Origin of the sequence: Bradyrhizobium sp. WSM2793 (assembly GCF_000379585.1) — a bacterium.
Lineage (GTDB): Bacteria > Pseudomonadota > Alphaproteobacteria > Rhizobiales > Xanthobacteraceae > Bradyrhizobium.
On the sequence record NZ_KB902790.1, the window covers coordinates 67,986 to 88,241 of the forward strand.

Consider the following 20,256-nt stretch of genomic DNA (forward strand, 5'->3'; position numbering starts at 1 on the left):
ATGTCCATGCGCCGGCGCCGGCTCGGCCTGATAGCGTTCCTCCTGTTGGCAATCGGACTGACCATGCCGGCGACCCCGGCCTTGGCGCAGGCGTCCGGTCACGTCAGGGCCAAGATCGTCAAGGCCGGCCTTCTGGTCGGCGGCGGCGCCGGGAATGGCGTGCTGACCTATCGTGGCAAGTCCTATCCGTTCAGGATCAGCGGCCTGAGTTTCGGCATCACGGTCGGCGCGACAGTCGGCCGGCTCGATGGCTGGGCCTCCGGGATCCGCGAGGTCGGCGACTTTGCCGGCACCTACAGTTCGGTCGGCGGCGGCTTTGCTCTGGTCGGCGGCGTCAGCGGCGCCCACCTCCGCAACGAAAAGGGCGTGACGATCGTGCTGCAAGGCCCCAAGGCGGGACTCGAACTGGCGGCCAATATCAGTCAGATCACGATCTCTCTGCGATAGGACGACAATCGAGGAAACCGGTCCTGCCGCAGCAACATCGTGGTAGCGGCAGCTCACAATCTGTTGAGAATGGGACCATGTTCTCTGATGCTTGATCGTCCTTGGTCTTCCTCGATGACCAGTGACCGGGCGCACGTTGTGGCGCCAGGTGGCAGCTCTACGGCGCAGGTGGCGCCTGTGCTTAGATATGAATCGCATGTCCTAGCGACTTCAGCGCAGCTTCGTGAAAGGCTTCGCTTTGGGTTGGATGCGCATGGATGGTCATGGCGATATCCTCCAGCCGCGCGCCCATCTCCAGCGCAAGAGTGAAGGCTGCCGAAAGCTCGGCGATGCCGGCGCCGACGCCCTGGATACCCAACAGGAGGTGATTGTCGGCTCGCACGACCGTCCGGATGAAGCCGTCTTCCCGATCCAGCGTCAATGCGCGGCCGTTGGCCTTGAACGGGAAGAGGTCCGTCTTGATATCGAATCCCCTGCTGCTCGCCTCGTTGGGTGACAGGCCGACCGTGACGAGCTCGGGGTCAGTGAAGCAGATCGCCGGGATCGAAACCCGGTCCCAGGCGCGACGGCGGCCGGCAACGATCTCGGCTACCATCTCGCCTTGCGCCATGGCGCGATGCGCCAGCATCGGCTCTCCCGTGACGTCTCCGATCGCGCAGATGCCGTGCATCGAGGTGCGACATCGGTCGTCAATTCGAATGAAAGGTCCGTCCATATCGAGATCGAGCTGCTCGAGGCCAAAGCCGCTCGTCACGGGTCTGCGGCCGACCGTAACAAGGATATTGTCGACTGCGAGCGAAGCCTGCTCACCATTGGCGGTCTCGATCGCCAGCGCCGTGCCATTGGCTTCGAGTGCTTTCACCCTTGCGTCGGTCAGAACCGTGACCCCGAGCGCGGTTAACCGTTTTACGACGGGCTCACTCAAATCGCGATCATATTGCGGGAGAATGCGTGGCGCGGCCTCGACGACCGTGACGGCCGTGCCGATTTTCGCGAATGCAGTACCGAGCTCGAGACCGATGTACCCGCCGCCGACCACGACAAGCTCCTTCGGGATTTCGGTGAGCGCTAATGCCTCGGTCGAAGAGATCACCCGCCCGCCGAAGGGGAGAAACGGCAGGGCGACCGGCTCGGAGCCTGTCGCAATCACCACCGTTTCGGCATGGATCACCTGCCGGCCGGATTGCGTTTCGACCTCGAAGGTCTTGCCGTCGCGGAAGCGAGCGTAGCCGGCCACGAGCCTGACACCGGCCCTTCTCAAGAGACCAGCCACACCGCCGTTCAGACGTCGGACGATATTGTCCTTCCAGGCGATGGTCTTGGCGAAGTCGAGAGACGGCTTCGCCGTGGTGATGCCCAGTGCGCTCTCGCCCGCCGCGGCGCGCGCAATGGTTTCATACTCACCGGCCGCATGGATTAAGGCCTTGGAAGGAATGCAGCCGACATTGAGGCAGGTTCCACCCGGCTTCTCGGCCTCGACGATGATCGTATCGATGCCGAGCTGGCCGGCACGGATCGCGCAGGTGTAGCCGCCAGGGCCCGCGCCGATGACAAGGAGCTTGCACGTGATTTCGGTCATCATCCTACCCGTCAATGAAGATCATGGCGGGTGTCTCCAACTGTGTCTTGATCCGCTGCACGAACTGGGCTGCATCGAACCCATCGATGACCCGGTGGTCGAAGCTGGACGACAGGTTCATCATCTGACGCGGCACGAAGGCGGCGCCATCCCAATGCGGACGGATCGCGATGCGGTTGACGCCGACGATCGCGACCTCCGGATGATTGATGATGGGCGTCGTCGCGAGCCCGCCCAGCGCGCCGAGCGATGTGATGGTGATGGTCGAGCCGGTGAGCTCGTCGCGGGTGGCGCTGCCGTTCCGAGCCGCTTCCGCGAGCCGTGCCACCTCGGCGGCGCAACTCCAGAGGTCGCGCGCTTCCGCATGCCGGACGACGGGGACCACGAGGCCGGGCGGCGTTTGCGTGGCGATCCCGATATGAACGCCTGCGTGCTGGTGTACGATCCCGGCCTCGTCGTCGAAATGGGCATTGAGATGCTGCTGCTCGGCGATCGCGCGCACCATGGCGCGCATCAGGAACGGCAACATTGTCAGTTTGGGTCTACCCGGCTGCTTCTGGCTGTTGAGCTTCGCGCGCAAATCCTCGAGCGCGGTGACGTCGACCTCTTCGACATAAGTGATGTGCGGAATGCGCGAGCTCGCAACGGACATCTTCTCGGCGATCTTGCGTCGCAAGCCGACGATCTTGATGTCGGTGACCGCGGTTTGCGTTGGATACGGCGTCGCCGTCGTTCCGGTGCGGCCGCGCGCGAGATGGGCGTCGAGATCATCATGGGTGATCCGCCCGGCGGGACCCGTGCCGCGGATCTGACGCAAGTCGACGCCTGCCTCCCGCGCGCGGAGCCGAACCGCGGGGGCGGCGAGAGGCCGATCGCCTGCGTGGTGGGGTGGCGCCGCAGAGGGCTGCGACTTCAGCATGTTGGGCGGCTCGCGCGCCATGCGCGGGGCGCTTGCGGCAACGTCAGGCTTTTTGGCCAAAGTGCTTGCCGTGGACGAGGCCGACTTCACTGCCTCCGCCGCTGGCGCGCTTTTGCCGTCTACCTCAAGCCGAACAAAGTCCGAGCCGATGGCGAGAACGTCGCCCACACTGCCGGCGAGCCAGATGACCCGTCCGTCCGTCGGCGAGGGAATTTCCACCGTCGCCTTGTCGGTCATGACGGCACCGAGCACGGCGTCTTCGCGCACGACATCGCCGACCTTCACGTGCCATTCTACGAGCTCTGCTTCCGCAATGCCTTCGCCGACGTCGGGCAGCCTGACCACGCGCTCGGCCATCTCAAGCCTCCAGCGTTTCGATCAATGCGCGGCCGACACGCGCAGGGCCCGGAAAGTAGTCCCATTCCTGCGCATGCGGGTAGGGCGTGTCCCATCCGGCGACACGCACGATCGGGGCTTCCAGATGATAGAAGCATCGTGTCTGGACCAATGCGCAGAGTTCAGCACCGAAGCCAGAGGTCAGCGTCGCCTCGTGCACGATGACGCAGCGTCCGGTCTTCTTGACCGAGGCTTCGATGGTGTCGAGATCGAGAGGCAGCAGCGAGCGAAGATCGATGATCTCGGCATCAATGCCGGATTCGGTCGCGGCGGTCTCGGCGACGTGCACCATCGTCCCGTAGGCGAGGATGGTGACGGCCTCACCCGGCCTGCGAATAGCGGCGCTGCCGAGCGGAATTGCAAAATGTCCGTCGTCGACTTCGCCGAGATCATGCTTCGACCACGGCGTTACCGGCCGGTCGTGATGACCGTCGAATGGACCGTTATAGAGCCGCTTCGGTTCGAGGAAGATCACGGGATCGGGATCCTCGATCGCAGAGATCAACAGGCCCTTGGCGTCCCGTGGATTCGACGGCACGACCGTCTTGATACCGCAGACATGCGTGAACAGAGCTTCCGGGCTCTGGCTGTGTGTCTGGCCGCCAAAAATGCCGCCGCCGGTCGGCATGCGCACCACGAGCGGGCAGGTGAATTGACCGTTGGAGCGATAGCGCAACCGCGCGGCCTCGGAGACGATCTGGTCGTAAGCCGGATACATGTAGTCGGCGAACTGTATTTCGACACAGGGTTTCAGGCCGTAAGCCGCCATGCCCACTGCGATGCCGACGATACCGAGCTCGCTGATCGGGGTATCGAAGCAACGGCTCGTTCCGTATTTCGCTTGCAGGCCCTGGCTGGCGCGAAACACGCCCCCGAAATAGCCGACGTCCTCGCCGAACACGACGACGTCGTCATCGCGCGACATCATCACATCCATGGCCTCGCGAATCGCCTCGATCATGGTTTTGCGCGGCATCGCTCAGACTCCCGCTTCCTGGCGTTGCCGTCGCAGGTGCGGCGGCATCTCCGAGAACACGCCTTCGAACATGTCACGCGCCGAGGCATGCTGAGGTGAATGCAGCGTGCCGTAGCCCTCGGCCTCCTTCTGCGCCGCGATCACTGTGTCCATGATCTCCGCCTCGGCCTGCTTGTGCCGTTCCTCCGACCAGGCGCCGCGCACGATTAAATGATTCTTCAGCCTGATCACGGGATCTCCGAGGGGCCACGCTTCGGACTCCGTCTTCGGCCGATAGCCCGCGGGATCGTCCGAGGTGGAGTGCGCGCCGACGCGATAGGTCACGTGCTCGATCAGGGTGGGGCCAAGATTGCGGCGTGCACGCTCGCACGCCCATTTCGCGACGGCGTGGACGGCGAGGTAGTCGTTGCCGTCGACGCGTAGGGCCGGAATGCCGAAGCCGAGGCCGCGCGCCGCGAACGTGCCGGAGCCACCTCGCGCGATGCCCTGGAAGGTCGAGATGGCCCATTGATTGTTGACGATGTTGAGTACGACCGGCGCGCGATAGGTCGAAGCGAACACGAGGGCCGCGTGGAAGTCGGATTCAGCGGTTGCGCCATCGCCGATCCAGGCGACCGCGATCTTCGTGTCGTTCTTGATTGCCGAGGCCATCGCCCAGCCGACCGCCTGAATGTATTGGGTGGCAAGATTTCCCGAGATCGTGAAGAAGCCGTGCTCCCTTGAGGAATACATCACGGGCAGCTGGCGCCCCTTCAGGGGATCGTTTGTGTTGGAATAGATCTGGCAGGCCATCTCGACCAGGGAGTAGCCGCCGGCGATCAAAAGTCCGGCCTGGCGATAGGTTGGAAAATTCATGTCTCCCGGATTGAGCGCCTTGCGGAAGGCGCAGCTCACGGCCTCTTCGCCCATGTGCTGCATATAGAACGAGGTCTTGCCCTGACGCTGCGCCATCTGCATGCGCGCATCGAACGCACGCAGCGTCATCATGTGACGCAGGCCCTCAAGCAGTTCGTTGTCGGAGAGCGCACCTGCCCAGGGACCGACGGCCTCGCCGTCGCGATTGAGCACGCGGATAACCGAGAAGGCGAGATCACGAATCGTCTCGGCATCCACGTCGACGTCGGGACGATTGACCTGGCCTGCGCGCGGAATGCGGATGTTGGAGAAATCGGGCGTGCCACCCGGGCGAACCGCGGGCTCCGGCACGTGCAGCCTCAGTGGCGGATGCTCGGCGGATGGAGCCGCCCCGTCTTGCGGGATCATGTCACGGATGAGGTTGGGGTCGGGCATTGGCTTTCACCTCTCACCTCGATTGCATCGACGCAGAATAACGCACCAACGCGCCGAACGAGCCGGTCGATGACGTCGCGGTCATTGATGTCTATGGAAGCCGAGATGCGGCAGGCATCCGCATCCGCCCGCGCACTGAGAGCAGCAAGCGGCAGCCCTGCGACACGCGTCTGGTCGAGCAGGCGGCCGAGTGCGGCGTGCATATTGCTGGTCTGCAGTTCGAGAACAAACACCGCATGCGTCTCATTTTGGTAAGCACATCGTACTGGCAAAAGCCAGGATTGTCGTTCCTTTGATCTGGGTGTAGTCTAAAAATGCGGTAAGAATTTTCCAAATATGGATAGCAAAGCGAGAATAGGATTCTTGGTATGGCATCGACCGGACGTGCCAGAGGGCCTGTCAAAGCTCCGCGCAAGGATGCACTTCGGCTCGACGAGATCGATCGCAAGATCCTGCGTGCCTTGCAGCAGGATGCGCGCCTGACGACGGCGCAACTCGCCGACAGAATCGGGCTCTCCACCACGCCATGCTGGAACAGGCTGAAGCGTTTGGAGACGCAGGGCTATATCGATGGCTACGTCGCGCTGCTCAATCAGGACAAGCTTGGCCTGCCCGAAACGGTCATCATAGAGCTGACGCTCGACCGCCACGACGAGGAGATGCTCGAGCGCTTTGGCCAATTGCTTACGAATTTGCCGGAGGTGATCGAGGCCTATCTCACCACCGGCGATTACGATTACATCGTGAAGGTCGCGGTCGAAAGCACCGCCGGCTATGAACGCTTCCTGCGCGAAAAGCTCTATCGCATCCCTGGCATCCGCCACAGCCGGTCGTCGTTTGCGCTGCGCTGCCTGAAGAAGCTGACCTCGGTCCAGGTCTAGTAAGGGATCAGGCACTCCGTCGCGCCTAATCGCTTCTGACGCTGAGTCCCCCCATACCCCAAGGTCGAGGTTTGCCCTGTCGCTTCCTTGACCCAGCCGATCAGATAAGGACCGCCAAAGCCGGCGAGATTGCCGATCGAGTTGATCAGCGCGATCGCGCCGGCCGCCGCCGTTCCCGAAAGCCAGGCTGTCGGCAGGGTCCAGAACACTCCAAAGCAGCAGAATACGCCGACAGCAGCCACCGTCAGCGCCACCATCGTCATGGTGGGATCGGTGAGATAGGAGGAAACGGCGAGCGCAATTGCGGTCAGGATCAGCGGCGCGCCGACATGCATCACGCGCTCACGGGTGGCATCCGAATGCTGCGCCCACAGGATCATCGCAATGGTGCCGAACAGATACGGGATCGCGGTGACGAAGCCGGTCTGGGCGTTGGTCAACCCGAACGCCTTGACGATCTGCGGCAGCCAGAACTGCATGCCGTAGAGAGCGCCGACGAAGCCGAAATAGATCGCGCTCAGCGCGATAGCCTTTCTGCGTTGCAGCGCGGACGTCACTGTTCATCCATGATGAAACAACCGCGCAGCAAAGTCCACCCGCGGCTCGGACAAGGGCTGTTGGCGCCGCGACATAAATCTACTGGCACAAAAAATGCTGAGGCTCGAATGACCCGACGGCGCACCGAAGTTCGCCGGGGGCACGGAGGAGAAAATGAGAGCCCAAGTATTGAGAGCCTACGACGAGAAACTTTCCAACGACCTTTGGGTCGGGGAAGAGAAGGTGCCTGATCCGAAGCTGACAAAATCAACGGACGTCATCGTCCGCATCGGTGGTGCGGGCGTATGCCGAACCGACCTTCACATCGTCGAAGGCGTGTGGAAGCCGCACATGGATCCGAGCGGTGACAAGCTGCTTCCCCTCATTATGGGGCACGAAAATGCAGGCTGGATCGAAGAGGTTGGCAAGGAAGTCGAGGGACTAAAGAAGGGCGATCCTGTCATCGTCCATCCGAAGATCAGCGGCGGGACGTGTCTCGCCTGTCGCCGAGGATTCGACATGCACGGTCCTGGAACGTTCCCAGGCCTCGATTGCAACGGCGGCTATGCAGAGTTCCTTTGCACCTCAGAACGCAACATCGTCCCGCTGCCACGGACTTTGGCGCCAAAGGATGTCGCGCCATACGCTGATGCAGGCCTCACCGCCTATCGCGCTGTCAAGAAGGCCACGCGTCACCTTTTGCCAGGCGAATCTTGCGTTGTTATCGGTGCGGGAGGGTTGGGCCACATCGGAATCCAGTGCCTCAAAGCGATGTGTGCGGCCGACATTATTGTCGTCGACAAGTCCGAAGCATCGCTACAACTGGCCGAAAAATCAGGCGCCGATCATCTCGTGAAAGCTGACGGCAACGAAGTGGAAGCCGTTCTCGGCCTGACCGGTGGAAACGGTGCGGAAGCAGTGATCGACTTCGTCGGCGAGAAGGGCACGACGTCGAAGGGCCTGGCAATGACCCGTCCGATGGGCAGCTACTACGTCGTCGGTTACGGCGAGGACATTCGGGTGCCGACAGTTGACATGGTGATAACCGAGAAAAACATTATCGGCAATCTGGTCGGCACATGGGCCGAACTAACCGAGCTGATGGCCCTTGCGGACCGAGGTCTGGTTGAGCTTGCCACGGCCGAGTATCGCCTTGCGGACGCCAATAAGGCCTTGCACGATCTCAATGCCGGCAAAATTCATGGACGGGCCGTGTTGATCCCTTGAAGGATAGCTGCATCATCCATCGCGAGCATGCATTTCCTCGCGATGGATCGAGCGAGCGGCCATCGTCATGCTCGCGTGGTGTCGTCTGACGCCGTCACCGGAGCCCCGGCCGCGTCACGCGCTGCAGCAGTCCAATCAGATCGGGCTCACACAAGCTCATATCGCAGTGCAAACACCGCAAAGGTGGACAGTGGTCTGATCTCCGGAGTCTCATTGTGCGCCATCGTCTCAATCTGCATCGTTGTCAATCTCATATCGATATGATCGCTTAGGAACGCCGTATGAGGTTCGTCCTCGTCAATGGCAGAACACCGTGGCTGAAGACGTTCTGCATGTCTTGCTCAGAGCCCATTCACGCTCACTATCTGAGAGAATTCAGCACCGGGCTCCCTTTCTGCGATCATGATTGCTACGCCCAGTATACGGAACGCTGGATCGAGAAGGTCCGGCAATCAAACCAGGCGGCCGGTTTCGAGGGCTATCGCTAGTCCGAGTGGGCGGGCAACGAGCCGGTCTAGGCAATGCGCGGCCTTCAACGCGAAAGAGTCTGTCGCATCGAGGAGCAGTGTTCAATTCCCAAAGCGCCCAAACGTGTTGCTCGGGGAAATTCTGGCGCTGCTGCAGCGCAAACATTGCGCCGCGAAGTGGCGGTCTCCGCGTTGCTCCGATTCTCATTTTGCAACTCTTGTCGCAGTTTGCATTTCCGCGGCGCGCCAACCGGGAGGCGCGACGTCTCCGTCAGTGCTGATCCTCACCTCCGGCAGTCAGAAATCGATTTGGCGGGGCAAGAGAGCGCTGGCACGCCCATTGCAAAGCTGTTTGGCACAACAACGCTGACTGCTCCGCCCGGGGCGAGCCGCGAAAAGAACGAGGGAAGGGGATGTCAAGCTGAGGGCGAACCTCGCGCGGGCTGACTCAATTGCGATCGGAAGACGGCTGGGTCCGAAGATCGCTCCTGATCATCCCTGAGGCGTTCCACAGTCATCCTGAGACCCTTGCCGATATCAAACGTCCGGCCGTGCAAACGGTCGCGAGGTGGCCCGTAACGCACGGGTAAGCACTGCTCGGTCCGCGAAGGTCCAGGCAGGCGGAATATCGATGTGGTTTCTGACCCGATCAGGAGGAAAGACGAAATGTCTGGAACGCTAACACTCAACAAGATCACCGCCCAGCGCGGCATTTCTGTCGGTGAGGCTGCAAAGAAGATTGCAGATCTCGGATGGAATCCGTCCTACGTCCAGGAAGCGATGACCTTCCCCACCGACTACAAGATCACGAAGGCGCCGAAGGATCCGATGAAGCAGGTCCTTCGCTCCTATTTCCCGATGCAGGAGGAAAAGGACAACCGCGTCTACGGCGCCCTCGATGCCGCGCTTCGCGGCGACATGTTCCGCAACGTCGAGCCACGTTGGGTCGAGTGGATGAAGCTGTTCCTGGCGATCATCCCGTTCCCGGAAATCTCCGCCGCGCGGTCCATGGCCATGGTCGGACGCCTTGCACCCGGCGAAGATCTCCGTACTGGCTTCACCATGCAGATGGTCGACGAATTCCGTCACTCGACCATCCAGATGAACCTGAAGAAATGGTACATGGAGAATTACATCGACCCGGCCGGCTTCGATATCACGGAGGAGGCGTTCGGCAAGTGCTACGCCACCACGATCGGTCGCCAGTTCGGCGAGGGCTTCATCACCGGTGACGCCATCACGTCGGCGAACGTCTACCTGACCGTCGTCGCCGAGACGGCGTTCACCAACACGCTGTTCGTCGCCATGCCGTCGGAGGCGGCGCGCAACGGCGACTATGCGCTGCCAACCGTGTTCCTTTCGGTTCAGTCGGACGAGAGCCGCCATATCGGCAACGGCCACTCGATGTTGATGTCCATGCTGAAGGAGCCGGAGAACCACCTGCTGCTCGAACGCGACATGCGGTATGCCTTCTGGCAGAACCATGCCATCGTCGACGCGGCGATCGGGACGTTCATCGAATACGGCACCACGAACCGCGACAAGAACAAGGAGTCCTACGCGGAGATGTGGCACCGCTGGATCTTCGAGGACTATTACCGGACCTATATGCTGCCCCTCGAGAAGTACGGCATCAAGATCCATCATGACGACGTGCAGACCGCCTGGAAGCGGCTGACCGAGAAGCACTACGTCCACAAGGTCGCTCAGTTCTTTGCGGTCGGCTGGTCGGCGAACTTCTGGCGTATCGAAGCCCAGACCGACAAGGACTTCGAGTGGTTCGAGCACAAATATCCGGGCTGGTACGCGCAGTTCGGCGAGTTCTGGAAATGGTACGAGAAGCTGTCGCATCGCGGCCAGACCAACATCCTGTTCAACAGCGATGTCGGTTACGTCTATCCGCATCGTTGCTGGTCGTGCCTCGTTCCGTGCCTGATCCGTGAGGACATCGTCACCGACGAGATCGACGGCAAGCTGCACACCTTCGCCCATGAGCTCGATCGCTGGACGGCCGTCGAAGCCTTCGCCGGCCAGTACCAGGGTCGTCCGACCCCGGCGATGGGGCGGTTCAGCGGCCGTCGCGAGTGGGAGAGCGTCTACCACAACGTGGATATCGCCGACGCCATCAAGGATCTCGGCTTCGTGCGCACAGACGGCAAGACATTGGTCGCCCAGCCGCATCTGCGGTTCGACCAGAAGGAAATGTGGACGCTCGACGATGTCCGCGGCCACATCCTCAAGAGCCCGCTGCAGACGCTGCGGGAGATGAGCCCGGCCGACCGCGAGACTCATCTTGCCGAGTATCGCAAGGGATTCACGATCAATCCCTGCACCTAAGTGAGACGGAAGGGGCCGGCTGCGGCCGGCTCCTTCCAGATCGCTCCCCGGAAGAAATGAAAGCGTTCGTTTGAGGAGGCCCCTATGGGCGCGCCCGCTAATGTCGTTCGCCTGCAACCGGTAGGCATAGAGTTCGAGGTCGAGGAGAACGAAACGGTTCTCGACGCTGCGTTTCGTCAAGGGATCGCGCTGCCGCATGGTTGCAAGGAGGGGCAGTGCTCGGCGTGCAAGTGCGTTCTTACTGGTGGGGACGTGGAGCTGAAGAAATACTCGACGTTTGCCCTGAACGAGATGGAGCGTGGCCAGGACTACATTTTGCTCTGTCGGACCTTGGCGTACTCGGATCTGGAGGTGGAGCTCCTCAACTATGACGAGGAAGTGCTGTCGAAGTCGATTCCCGTCAAGGATTTCACGGGCACCGTTACGAACGTCTCTGCGCTGACCCATGACATCCGCCGCCTCGAAATCACACTGGAGCAACCTCTGAAGTTCTGGGCGGGTCAATATGTCGACATCACGCTCCCGGGACCAGAGACGATTACGCGCTCGTTTTCCATGGCAAATTCGCCGGGCGAAAGCCAAAAACTCGCGTTCATCATCAAGAAGTATCCCAACGGGCGCTTCTCCTCACGACTTGACGGAGATCTCGCCGTCGGAACCGAAGTCGGAATCAAAGGACCCTACGGGACCTGCTTCCGACGAGAAAACAAAACGGGAGCCATGATCCTGGTCGGCGGTGGATCCGGGATGTCGCCGCTGTGGTCCATCCTGCATGATCACATCAGCTCGGGAGAAATGCGCCCGGTGTACTTCTTCTACGGAGCTCGAACGCGGGGCGACCTTTTCTATCTCGATCGCTTCGCCGAGCTCGCAGCCAACCATCCGGAGTTCACCTTCGTCCCCGTTCTTTCCCATGCAGCGGACGATACGGCCTGGAGGGGAGCGAAGGGCTTCGTGCACGAAGCGGTCGGATCGCACCTTCGCAGCGCCGGATATGGCGAAGACGTCGACGTTTACGCTTGCGGACCATCGCCGATGATCGAGGCGTTGACGCCGGTACTGCAGATGAACGACGTCGAGTCAGACCGAACCTTCTTCGACAAGTTTACGCCAGCCAACAACTAGGGCGGCTTTGACCGCCGAGCGACCCATCTTAAGGCCCGACAACAGGAGGAGGAAGACGACCATGACTGCCGTTCAAACTGAATCAGCCAAATCCGGTGCAGCAGGTTCTGCGGTGTTCCCGGACTCGGATAGCCGAAAATATCGGTATTTCGAGCCGCGCAGCAAGCGAGCCACGCACTACGAGGACGTGACGGTCGACGTCCAACCCGATCCGGAACGCTACCTGTTGCAGGACTGGATCATCGCCTTTCCGAACGGTAAGGGTGCCTACACCAAGGACAACACGGCGGCGCTCAGCTCGAACTGGCACGCCTTCCGTGCCCCCGACCAGGAGTGGGAGCGCACTCACTACCAGCGGCAGTCCAGGATCGAGGCGATGGTCCAGGCGGTGATCGCCAACGGCCGCAAGTCCGGCGCACCGAAGAGCTTCGACAAGGCCTGGATCAAGATCCTGCAAAACCATCTGGGCGCCTGGAAGCATGCCGAGTTCGGTCTCGGCACGTCGCTGATGCAGGCTCAGCGCTACGGCTACACCCAGATGATCAACAACGCGACGCTGACCAACTCGTCGTACAAGCTCCGCCTTTCCCAGGACATCACGCTCTATCTGGCCGAGATCGGAATGGACGTTCCGGGCTTCGACGACGCGGCAGGCAAGCGCGCCTGGCTCGAAGACAAGGGCTGGCAAGGTACCCGGGAAGCGATCGAATCGATCATGGGCTCGCCCGACTATCTCGAGCAGTACTTCGCCACGAACATCGTGTTCGAGCCACTCGTCGGCGAATTGTTCCGCAGCGGTTTCCTGATGCAGGTGGCCTCGTCGAACGGCGATTTCATCACGCCGCCGGTGATTTCGTCTGCGGAGGCGGATTACGAGCGCAATCTCGCCAACACGATCGATCTGATGCACCTCCTGGTGACCGACAATCAGCATGCCGCCCACAACAAGAAGCTGTTCCAGGGCTGGGTGAACAAGCATGTGGCGCTGGCGAACAAGGCGGCGGCCGGCCTTCAGCCGATCTGGTCGCAACCGCACTCGAAGCCGGTGCAATACGCCGATGCCCGTGCGCAGTCGGTCGAACGCATCAAGAAGATTCTCGGCGAGCTCGGCCTCACCCTTCCCAAGGAGTAAATTGCAATGTCCGTCGTCTCCAGGTCTGCGACCAACCAGAATATCTTCCAGAAGATGGGAGATCTTCGTTTCGAGCAAACGATTTCCCATCAGTGCGGCGTCACCATGAACGACAGCGTCGAGGCGCGAGCCATTGCCGAGTTCATGGGAAAGAAGCCGAACGTCACCGTGACCTACCAGCCCGCGCTGATCCGCATCGACGGCGAGGGCAAGCTGATCTTCAAGATGGACGAGATCAGCGAAATCCTAGGGAAGGAAATGACGGCCGAGATCTTCGAGGTGAATACCTCGACCCACTACGGCCGGATGGTGCGCATCGACGACAATACGGTGACGCTGTTCGGCAACATGGACGAGGTCTTCGAATACATCGAGTGAGCTCCATTCTCCCTGACCGGGTGGGGCCGCTTCGTGGCCCCACCTCTTCTCGAACCGTTCCAGCGCGACGACTGCGCATCGATTGATCGAATAGAGCTAACCAAGGATTCCTGGAGATCACCATGTTTATCACTCCCAGCGGCGAGGAAGTTTTCGTTATCGACGGCCACACCCATTTCTGGGACGGTAGTCCGGCAAACCAGCTCAACATCCACGGCAAGCAGTTCATCGACTGCTTCTACGCGTATCACACCTCGCTCAGTCCGAAGGACAAGCTCTGGCCGAAGGAGCAGTTCGAGAAATACAGTGCCGATCAGATGTACCACGATCTGTTCGTCGATGGTCCGGACGACATGGCCGTCGTTCAGTCGACCTACCTGACCGAGTTCTACAAGAACGGGTTCAACACCATCGATCGCAATGCCGAGATGGCGAAGAGGTACAAGGACCGCTTCATCGTCAACGGCGCCTTCGACCCGCGGGATGGCGAGAAGGCTCTCGAGTACATCCACTACATGAAGGAGACGTTCGGCATCAAGGGCGTCAAGCTCTATACGGCCGAGTGGAAGGGCGACTCGCGCGGGTGGAAGCTTACGGATCCCAACGCCTATCGCTGCTTCGAGCTTTGCCAGAAGCTGGGGATCACCAACATCCACGTCCACAAGGGGCCGACGATCATCCCGTTGGACAAGGATGCCTTCGATGTTCACGACGTCGACCATGCCGCGACCGATTTCCAGGGGCTGAATTTCATCATCGAGCATTGCGGCCTGCCGCGACTCGACGATTTCTGCTGGATCGCCGTGCAGGAGACCAACGTCTATGGTGGCCTGGCGGTGGTACTGCCGTTCATCCACGGACGTCCGCGCTACTTTGCCGAGGTGATCAGCGAATTGCTGTTCTGGGTCGGTGAGGACAAGATTCTCTTCGGCAGCGACTACGCGATCTGGACGCCTCGCTGGCTGGTCGAGAAGTTCTGGAACTTCGAGCTGCCGGAAGACCTGAAGCAGGAGCACGGCGTCGACCTCACTCCCCAGGCGAAGCGGAAGATTCTGGGCCTCAATGCAGCGCGCCTCTATGGCGTCGACGTCGAGGCACAGAAGGCGAAGCTTGCGCAGCAGGTTCATGCGACTGCGGCGGAGTAGACATCATGAGCGCGCTCCAACATCAGCATGATCGTAAGACCGGCGAGGTGTGGGAGCGCCTTGCGATGGTGACGGATCCCGAGCTGGACGAGTCGGTTACCGAGCTCGGATTTGTCGAGCAAGTCTCCGTCGATCATGACGACGGCGTCGAGATCGTCTTTCGTCTGCCGACCTATTGGTGTTCGGCGAACTTCGCCTTCCTGATGGCCGATGACATGCGCCGGGCGGTATCCTCGCTGCCGTGGGTTCGCGAGGCCCGTCCGCAGCTTCGGGATCACATGGTCGCCGAGGAGATCAACAAGGGTGTCCGCGAGGGCATGTCGTTTGGTGATGCGCTCAAGGACTTCGCGGCCGGCGGGTCGCTTGACGAGCTGCGGGAGAAATTTCGCCGCAAGGCATTCGAGCGGCGCCAGGAGACCATGATACTGGCATTGCGAGGGCTGGGTTATGAGGATCCGGCGATCTGCCGGATGGATCTGAGCACCTTTGACGCGATCAACTTCGACTCGGAGGAAATTGCCCGCCAGAAGCCGCGTTATCGAGAGCTTCTGGTCGAGCGGAACCTCGCCAATCTCGCCGGCGATCGCGCCTTTGTCACCTACGATGGATGCACCATCAAGCGACACGAAATGGTCCCGTATCTGCAGCGGTTGCGAGGCGTGCGTATCAACATGGAGTTCAACAGCTCCTTGTGCAGAGGACTTCTTGCGGTCCGCTATCGCGAGGTCGATGGGGAGCGGTCGAGCCAGACGCCCGGGCCATGCGGCGGCTGCGGCAGTGGTTGTGCCGCACAGTCAGTCGGGCCGGCGGTCACAAAGACACATTCTGCCGCGCTTGTGTGAGGCTGGGCCGCTACACGAAGCGCCTGCGAGCGCCAATAGACGGAGCGGACAGCAATCCCGCCCGAGCTGATAACCAAGAGACGACCACGTGGGAGTGAAGCGCAATGCCAAAAGTTCTGCTGCATGACATCGAAGCTCGCCGTGCTCTCGCGCGCGGGGTCCAGAAGCTCGCCGCCGCGGTCGAATCGACGCTCGGTCCGAAGGGCATGAACGCGATGGTGGACAGGCCGATCGGCACGCCCATCGTATCGCGAGACGGCGTGACCATCGCCTCCGAGATCGAACTGCCGGACCGGTTCGAGAACATGGGGGCACAGGTGGTGCGCGAGGTCTCGATGCAGACCAACGAAGTCGCCGGCGACGGTACGACGACGGCGATGGTGCTCGCGAACGGCCTCATTCAAGGCGGCGTTGTGGCCCTGGAGCGAGGCGCCAAGGCCGTCGATCTCTGCAAGGGGATCGACCGGGCCGTCGAGGTCGTGGTCGAGACCCTGAAGGGTGCGGCGGTCGCCGTAACGGATCGCAAGACCCTGCAGGCGGTGGCGACGATCGCATCGACCGACGCTCACCTGGGCGGTCTGATCGCCGAGGCGGTCGAGCGCGTTGGCAAGGACGGCATCATCAGTTCCGAATACGGGCTGACGACGAGCACGACGCTCGAGGTCGTCGAAGGCATGTCGTTCGACCGCGGTTACATTTCCCACCATATGGTGACGGACGTCGAGAAGATGGAAGTGGTGCTGGATCAGCCCTACATTCTCCTGACCGATCTGAAGATCAGGACGCCGGGCGAACTGTCACCGGTCCGCGCGATGGTGGCCGCGGCCGGACGGCCGCTCGTCATCGTCGCTGAGGAGATCGCGCCGGAGGTCGTCGTCACGCTGCTGGGTGATGGCAACCGCGGCAAGGTGCTCGTGGTCAATCCACCAGACTACGGCCACTGGCGCAAGGCGATGATGGACGACCTCGCCATCATCACCGGCGGGCGGGTCATTGCCCGCGAGCTCGGCGGCAGGCTAGAGGAGATCGGCATCGGCGATCTCGGCACCGCGCGGCAGGTGCGGGCGAGTGCGCGTGAAACGGTCATCATACGCGGCGGTGGCGACGATGCGGCGATTGCGGCGCGGCGCCAGCAAGTGGCCAAGCAGCACGATCTGGCACCGCCCAACATCGAGCAGGACAAGCTCAAGGAGCGCCTCGCCAAATTGTCGGGCGGAACCGCGGTTATCTTTGCGGGGGGCGTCACGCCGGTCGAGCAGAAGCGCACGATCCAGCTGATCGACGATGCGTTGAGCGCGGCGCGGGCCGCGGCCGAGGAGGGCATCGTGCCCGGTGGTGGCACGGCATTGGCGCAGTGCGCGCCGGTGGTGGCGCGCACGCTCGGCAACATCAATGGCGATCTGGGTGAAGGCATCAGGCTGGTACGTGAGACCTTGTCGCGTCCTGCCGCCTTCATCGCGCGGAATGCGGGGCATGATGCGCAGAAAGTCGTGGCCGAGCTGCAAAGCTCGCGGACGGGTGTCGGATTCGACGCCGCAAGCGGCGTTTTCATCGACATGGTTTCGGCCGGCATCGTCGACCCCGTCAGGGTGACGTATACCGCGCTTCGAAACGCAGCCTCCGTCGCCACGCTGGTTCTGACTACCAACACGCTGGTTGCGGACGTGCCGCAATACACCGATCCGACGCAGGGACCGGCGCTCGGCGGCGGAGCAGAGAAGCTTGGCCGCGCATGAGGCGTGTGCACGCACCTCGTGTTCCGCCGCACCGCTTCAGGCTCGAGCGGTCGGGATATCTTAGGTGACAACGATCCGGAACGCGGTACAATCTTGGAAGCTCCGGCATGGGCCGAAGGAGGCGTGTAACAAGCCTCCACGGACATCCGACTAGCCGGGCAGGAGGAAGCGGGACATGGCCTACATCATCTCCAAACGCGACGGTCCGCACCGCGAAGAGGTGGCGGCGAAGGACTTCCTTCAGAAGAACCGCACCACCATCAACTCGCTCGCCAATCATCTGACGCTCGGGCGTTGGCAGGAGTTGCGCAATCCGAAGCCTCCTTCACAGCCTGAGCCATCCGGCAAGCTCTGGTCCACGTCTCCGGCGCGGCCAAAAGAGCTCGAGCCCTATGTGCGGATCAGCTTTAATGGCCGCGTCGTGATCGCCGATCTCGCTTCGGGCCGGCAACTCCATTTTGTCGGCGAGCTGCGCGGCAGCGGCCGATCGCGCCGCTTCGCGCTGGCGACGCGCGAGAACGGGATCTTCGATCCGCTGGACGACGAGTTGTACAAGGTCCTGGTCGACCTGGAAGGCGTGAGCGTCCCTGATGAGACGTCGGAGGCGCAGCTGGAGCAGGTCATCTCAAATCGTCTCGGCTTGGACGCGATCGCCAGAAGCATCGAATAGTCTTCACGACCTGGACCTTGCGGGATATCGATCTCGATCGGGTCCGGCTCATGTCGTTTCTGCCGATCAAGCTGCTGTTTGCCCATTCAGATTTGGTGCCCCAATGCTGACGGAAACGTTCATGGCTAAGCCGCCGTTTTCCCTGGAAGGCTACAAAGTTCCGGACGCGACTGATGCGGAGCAGGGGCGGCCCTACGATGAACGAGAGACCAACAGGGCGTGGGAAAACTTCCTGACGTTCGGGGACGCGAAGCGCGAGAACGCGCTGGTGCGAGGCGTCATCGAGGAGTCGTGGCAGCGCAGCATCCAATCGGGCGTCGATGCCCGTTGCAAGGGTAGCGGTCTCATCGCCTCGCCGGACGATCTCTATGAGCTGCGTCTGAAGAACGACGACCTGCTCGGCTCCAGCGCTCAGACCTTTCGCCGGGTGGCGGATGTCCTCGGCGATGCGGCCACGATGTTGGTCATCACCGACAGGAACGGCGTCGTGCTCGATGTCGGGGGCGACCAGCGGACCATCGATGCGGGACACGATATTCGCCTCGAAGTCGGCGCCGACTGGGGAGAGACGGTGACCGGCACCAACGGCATTGGCACGGCGCTCGTCACGGGCAAGCCGGTCCATGTCCACGCGGCGGAGCACTTCTCCGAAGGCATCAAGGCCTGGACCTGCGTCGGCAGTCCCATTCGCAGCCCGATCGACGGCAGCATCATCGGCATCATCGATTTTTCCGGACCCCAGGCGATCTTTCACCGACACAACGTCGCATTGGCGGTGATCGCGGCCAACCATATCGAGCTTGCCCTTTCGGAAAAGATCCGGCTCGAGAGAATACTGCTCCTCGAGGCGAGCATCTCTCGAATGCCGGGGATGGGCAGTGCCGACGGCGTGGTGATCCTGGATCGCTTTGGTCGGGTCGTCCATCACAACGACATGGCGTCGGCTCGCTGGCGTCGGCTCGCGCAGTCTCGTGAGTTGAGCATTGGGTCACAGATTCTTCCAAGTCGCGAAGGCCTGTTGGGAAAAGACCTGGCCGAGGGGTTGCCCGAGGAGCTGCGTGAGCAGCGGATCGAGCCACTAATCGTCGACGGGGTCGTGAAGGGCGCAATGCTCGTGCTTGCTTCGAAGCCGCGGACAAATCCTGCTGCAGCCGAGATGTCGCCGACAACCCGCGCCGCCCTGATATCGGCAAAGGAAGCAATCGTCGGATGTAGCGAGGCATTGCTTGAGGTGGTGCAGAAAATTGAGCGGGCGGCGCTTGGCCGGACAGCAATCCTGCTCGAGGGCGAGACGGGCGTCGGCAAGGAACTCTTCGCCCGCTTGGTTCATGCCGCCAGTCAGAAGACCGGCAAGGAGCCTTTCGTTGCCTTCAATTGCGGTGCGGTTTCGAAAGAGTTGCTCGGCGGCGAATTGTTCGGGCATGCGCCGGGCGCTTATACCGGCGCTACGCGCGAGGGAAGGCCCGGGCGATTCGAATTTGCCAATGGCGGCGTGCTCAGCTTGGACGAGATCGGCGAGATGCCGATGGACCTACAACCTTACCTGCTCCGTGTGCTGGAAGAGCGCGCGGTGTACAGACTGGGTGACAGCAAGGCGCGCCCGGTGGACGTCAGGCTGGTGGCGTCGACCAATCGGAACCTGAAGCAGGAAGTGGCCGAGGGACGTTTCCGGAAAGATCTGTACTTCCGGATTGGTGTCGTCAAGTTCACCATTCCGCCGCTCCGCGACCGGTTGGGCGATGTCGAGATCCTGATCGATCACTTCAACAGGCAATTCGCTACGATCTACAGCACCCAGCCGCTGCGCTTCGAGGCGGCCACGATGGAGTTGCTGCGCCGCTATTCCTGGCCGGGAAACGTTCGCGAGCTGCGCAATCTGATTGAGAACCTGGTGCTGATGACGATAACGGGCATCGTCACGCCCAGGGACCTGCCAGAGGATTTCGTGGAGGTCACGCCGGCTCAACCTCCCTCGATGTCGGTGCAGTCGGAGAACGGCGCGACGGGATCGGAGGGCGACGAGATCGCGCGCTTTGACGAGATGGAGCGGCGCGCCATCGAGAGGGCCGTCGCAAACGCCGGCGGCAATATTGCGGCTGCCGCGGAAAAGCTGGGGCTCTCGCGCGCTACACTGTACCGCAAATTGCACCAATACCGTTCCCGGACCTAGCG

General features: G+C 61.7%; 17 protein-coding genes and 1 pseudogene. 12 read left to right on the forward strand and 6 right to left on the reverse strand.

All coding sequences use genetic code 11. The features are described from left to right. A complete protein-coding gene (locus A3AS_RS0123155; protein ID WP_244550579.1) occupies positions 1-447 on the forward strand; it encodes a hypothetical protein in 447 nt (148 codons plus the stop codon). Positions 448-628: 181 nt separating this feature from the next. Here A3AS_RS0123155 and lpdA read toward each other — a convergent pair whose 3' ends face one another. From lpdA to A3AS_RS47525, 5 genes are read right to left on the reverse strand one after another with little or no spacing between them, the layout of a single operon-like run. Then, positions 629-2,026, reverse strand: a complete 1,398-nt coding sequence (gene lpdA, locus A3AS_RS0123160) for a dihydrolipoyl dehydrogenase (protein ID WP_026202283.1) — start codon at positions 2,024-2,026, stop codon at positions 629-631. 4 nt (positions 2,027-2,030) lie between these two features. Continuing rightward, the gene (locus A3AS_RS0123165) at positions 2,031-3,302 is read right to left on the reverse strand and encodes a dihydrolipoamide acetyltransferase family protein (RefSeq protein ID WP_018319946.1); all 1,272 of its coding nucleotides are present in this window, start codon (positions 3,300-3,302) and stop codon (positions 2,031-2,033) included. 1 nt (position 3,303) lies between these two features. Then, complete coding sequence (locus tag A3AS_RS0123170) at positions 3,304-4,317, reverse strand: alpha-ketoacid dehydrogenase subunit beta (protein ID WP_018319947.1); 1,014 nt, start codon at positions 4,315-4,317, stop codon at positions 3,304-3,306. Between the two features lie 3 nt (positions 4,318-4,320). Further along, positions 4,321-5,580 carry a 3-methyl-2-oxobutanoate dehydrogenase (2-methylpropanoyl-transferring) subunit alpha gene (locus A3AS_RS0123175; protein WP_049814964.1) on the reverse strand — a complete coding sequence of 420 codons (1,260 nt, stop codon included), beginning with the start codon at positions 5,578-5,580 and terminating at the stop codon, positions 4,321-4,323. Continuing rightward, entirely contained in the window at positions 5,577-5,840 is a 264-nt protein-coding gene (locus tag A3AS_RS47525) for a hypothetical protein (RefSeq protein WP_157644358.1), read from the reverse strand. The genes A3AS_RS0123175 and A3AS_RS47525 overlap by 4 nt, the downstream gene beginning before the upstream one ends. A 135-nt stretch (positions 5,841-5,975) precedes the next feature. Here A3AS_RS47525 and A3AS_RS0123180 point away from each other — a divergent pair, with 135 nt between their 5' ends. After that, complete coding sequence (locus tag A3AS_RS0123180; RefSeq protein ID WP_018319949.1) at positions 5,976-6,488, forward strand: Lrp/AsnC family transcriptional regulator; 513 nt, start codon at positions 5,976-5,978, stop codon at positions 6,486-6,488. Between the two features lie 62 nt (positions 6,489-6,550). Here the strand turns inward: A3AS_RS0123180 and A3AS_RS0123185 are convergent. Continuing rightward, positions 6,551-7,021 (reverse strand): annotated as a pseudogene (locus A3AS_RS0123185) (MFS transporter); the annotation flags it as partial. Between the two features lie 178 nt (positions 7,022-7,199). Here A3AS_RS0123185 and A3AS_RS0123190 point away from each other — a divergent pair. The 10 genes from A3AS_RS0123190 (at position 7,200) to A3AS_RS0123250 (ending at position 20,254) form a co-directional block, all read left to right on the forward strand. Next, a complete protein-coding gene (locus A3AS_RS0123190) occupies positions 7,200-8,252 on the forward strand; it encodes an NAD(P)-dependent alcohol dehydrogenase (protein WP_018319951.1) in 1,053 nt (350 codons plus the stop codon). A 1,133-nt stretch (positions 8,253-9,385) separates the two neighbouring features. Then, positions 9,386-11,056: an aromatic/alkene/methane monooxygenase hydroxylase/oxygenase subunit alpha gene (locus A3AS_RS0123205; RefSeq protein ID WP_018319953.1), complete on the forward strand. Its 1,671-nt coding sequence runs from the start codon at positions 9,386-9,388 to the stop codon at positions 11,054-11,056. A gap of 84 nt (positions 11,057-11,140) precedes the next feature. Continuing rightward, complete coding sequence (locus A3AS_RS0123210; protein WP_018319954.1) at positions 11,141-12,181, forward strand: 2Fe-2S iron-sulfur cluster-binding protein; 1,041 nt, start codon at positions 11,141-11,143, stop codon at positions 12,179-12,181. Positions 12,182-12,242: 61 nt separating this feature from the next. Next, positions 12,243-13,313: an aromatic/alkene monooxygenase hydroxylase subunit beta gene (locus tag A3AS_RS0123215; protein ID WP_018319955.1), complete on the forward strand. Its 1,071-nt coding sequence runs from the start codon at positions 12,243-12,245 to the stop codon at positions 13,311-13,313. A gap of 6 nt (positions 13,314-13,319) precedes the next feature. Continuing rightward, positions 13,320-13,691: an MmoB/DmpM family protein gene (locus A3AS_RS0123220; RefSeq protein WP_018319956.1), complete on the forward strand. Its 372-nt coding sequence runs from the start codon at positions 13,320-13,322 to the stop codon at positions 13,689-13,691. Between the two features lie 122 nt (positions 13,692-13,813). Next, positions 13,814-14,836 carry an amidohydrolase family protein gene (locus A3AS_RS0123225; protein WP_018319957.1) on the forward strand — a complete coding sequence of 341 codons (1,023 nt, stop codon included), beginning with the start codon at positions 13,814-13,816 and terminating at the stop codon, positions 14,834-14,836. A 5-nt stretch (positions 14,837-14,841) separates the two neighbouring features. Then, positions 14,842-15,678, forward strand: a complete 837-nt coding sequence (locus A3AS_RS43750) for a metal-sulfur cluster assembly factor (protein WP_018319958.1) — start codon at positions 14,842-14,844, stop codon at positions 15,676-15,678. 104 nt (positions 15,679-15,782) lie between these two features. Beyond that, positions 15,783-17,414, forward strand: coding sequence for a molecular chaperone GroEL (locus tag A3AS_RS0123235; protein ID WP_018319959.1), 1,632 nt, complete (start codon positions 15,783-15,785; stop codon positions 17,412-17,414). Between the two features lie 175 nt (positions 17,415-17,589). Continuing rightward, positions 17,590-18,084, forward strand: coding sequence for a hypothetical protein (locus A3AS_RS0123240; RefSeq protein WP_018319960.1), 495 nt, complete (start codon positions 17,590-17,592; stop codon positions 18,082-18,084). A gap of 103 nt (positions 18,085-18,187) precedes the next feature. Continuing rightward, positions 18,188-20,254 carry a sigma-54-dependent Fis family transcriptional regulator gene (locus tag A3AS_RS0123250; RefSeq protein WP_018319962.1) on the forward strand — a complete coding sequence of 689 codons (2,067 nt, stop codon included), beginning with the start codon at positions 18,188-18,190 and terminating at the stop codon, positions 20,252-20,254. Positions 20,255-20,256 lie beyond the last annotated feature (2 nt).

What these genes read in the sequence shown, in the direction of transcription:
- A3AS_RS0123190 (WP_018319951.1), top strand. Translation starts at nt 7,200, where the DNA reads ATGAGAGCCCAAGTATTGAGAGCCTACGACGAGAAACTTTCCAACGAC.
- A3AS_RS0123155 (WP_244550579.1), top strand. Translation starts at nt 1, where the DNA reads ATGTCCATGCGCCGGCGCCGGCTCGGCCTGATAGCGTTCCTCCTGTTG.
- A3AS_RS0123250 (WP_018319962.1), top strand. Translation starts at nt 18,188, where the DNA reads ATGCTGACGGAAACGTTCATGGCTAAGCCGCCGTTTTCCCTGGAAGGC.
- A3AS_RS0123180 (WP_018319949.1), top strand. Translation starts at nt 5,976, where the DNA reads ATGGCATCGACCGGACGTGCCAGAGGGCCTGTCAAAGCTCCGCGCAAG.
- A3AS_RS43750 (WP_018319958.1), top strand. Translation starts at nt 14,842, where the DNA reads ATGAGCGCGCTCCAACATCAGCATGATCGTAAGACCGGCGAGGTGTGG.
- A3AS_RS0123240 (WP_018319960.1), top strand. Translation starts at nt 17,590, where the DNA reads ATGGCCTACATCATCTCCAAACGCGACGGTCCGCACCGCGAAGAGGTG.
- lpdA (WP_026202283.1), bottom strand. Translation starts at nt 2,026, where the DNA reads ATGACCGAAATCACGTGCAAGCTCCTTGTCATCGGCGCGGGCCCTGGC.
- A3AS_RS0123215 (WP_018319955.1), top strand. Translation starts at nt 12,243, where the DNA reads ATGACTGCCGTTCAAACTGAATCAGCCAAATCCGGTGCAGCAGGTTCT.
- A3AS_RS0123205 (WP_018319953.1), top strand. Translation starts at nt 9,386, where the DNA reads ATGTCTGGAACGCTAACACTCAACAAGATCACCGCCCAGCGCGGCATT.
- A3AS_RS0123225 (WP_018319957.1), top strand. Translation starts at nt 13,814, where the DNA reads ATGTTTATCACTCCCAGCGGCGAGGAAGTTTTCGTTATCGACGGCCAC.
- A3AS_RS0123175 (WP_049814964.1), bottom strand. Translation starts at nt 5,580, where the DNA reads ATGATCCCGCAAGACGGGGCGGCTCCATCCGCCGAGCATCCGCCACTG.
- A3AS_RS0123220 (WP_018319956.1), top strand. Translation starts at nt 13,320, where the DNA reads ATGTCCGTCGTCTCCAGGTCTGCGACCAACCAGAATATCTTCCAGAAG.
- A3AS_RS0123170 (WP_018319947.1), bottom strand. Translation starts at nt 4,317, where the DNA reads ATGCCGCGCAAAACCATGATCGAGGCGATTCGCGAGGCCATGGATGTG.
- A3AS_RS0123165 (WP_018319946.1), bottom strand. Translation starts at nt 3,302, where the DNA reads ATGGCCGAGCGCGTGGTCAGGCTGCCCGACGTCGGCGAAGGCATTGCG.
- A3AS_RS0123210 (WP_018319954.1), top strand. Translation starts at nt 11,141, where the DNA reads ATGGGCGCGCCCGCTAATGTCGTTCGCCTGCAACCGGTAGGCATAGAG.
- A3AS_RS0123235 (WP_018319959.1), top strand. Translation starts at nt 15,783, where the DNA reads ATGCCAAAAGTTCTGCTGCATGACATCGAAGCTCGCCGTGCTCTCGCG.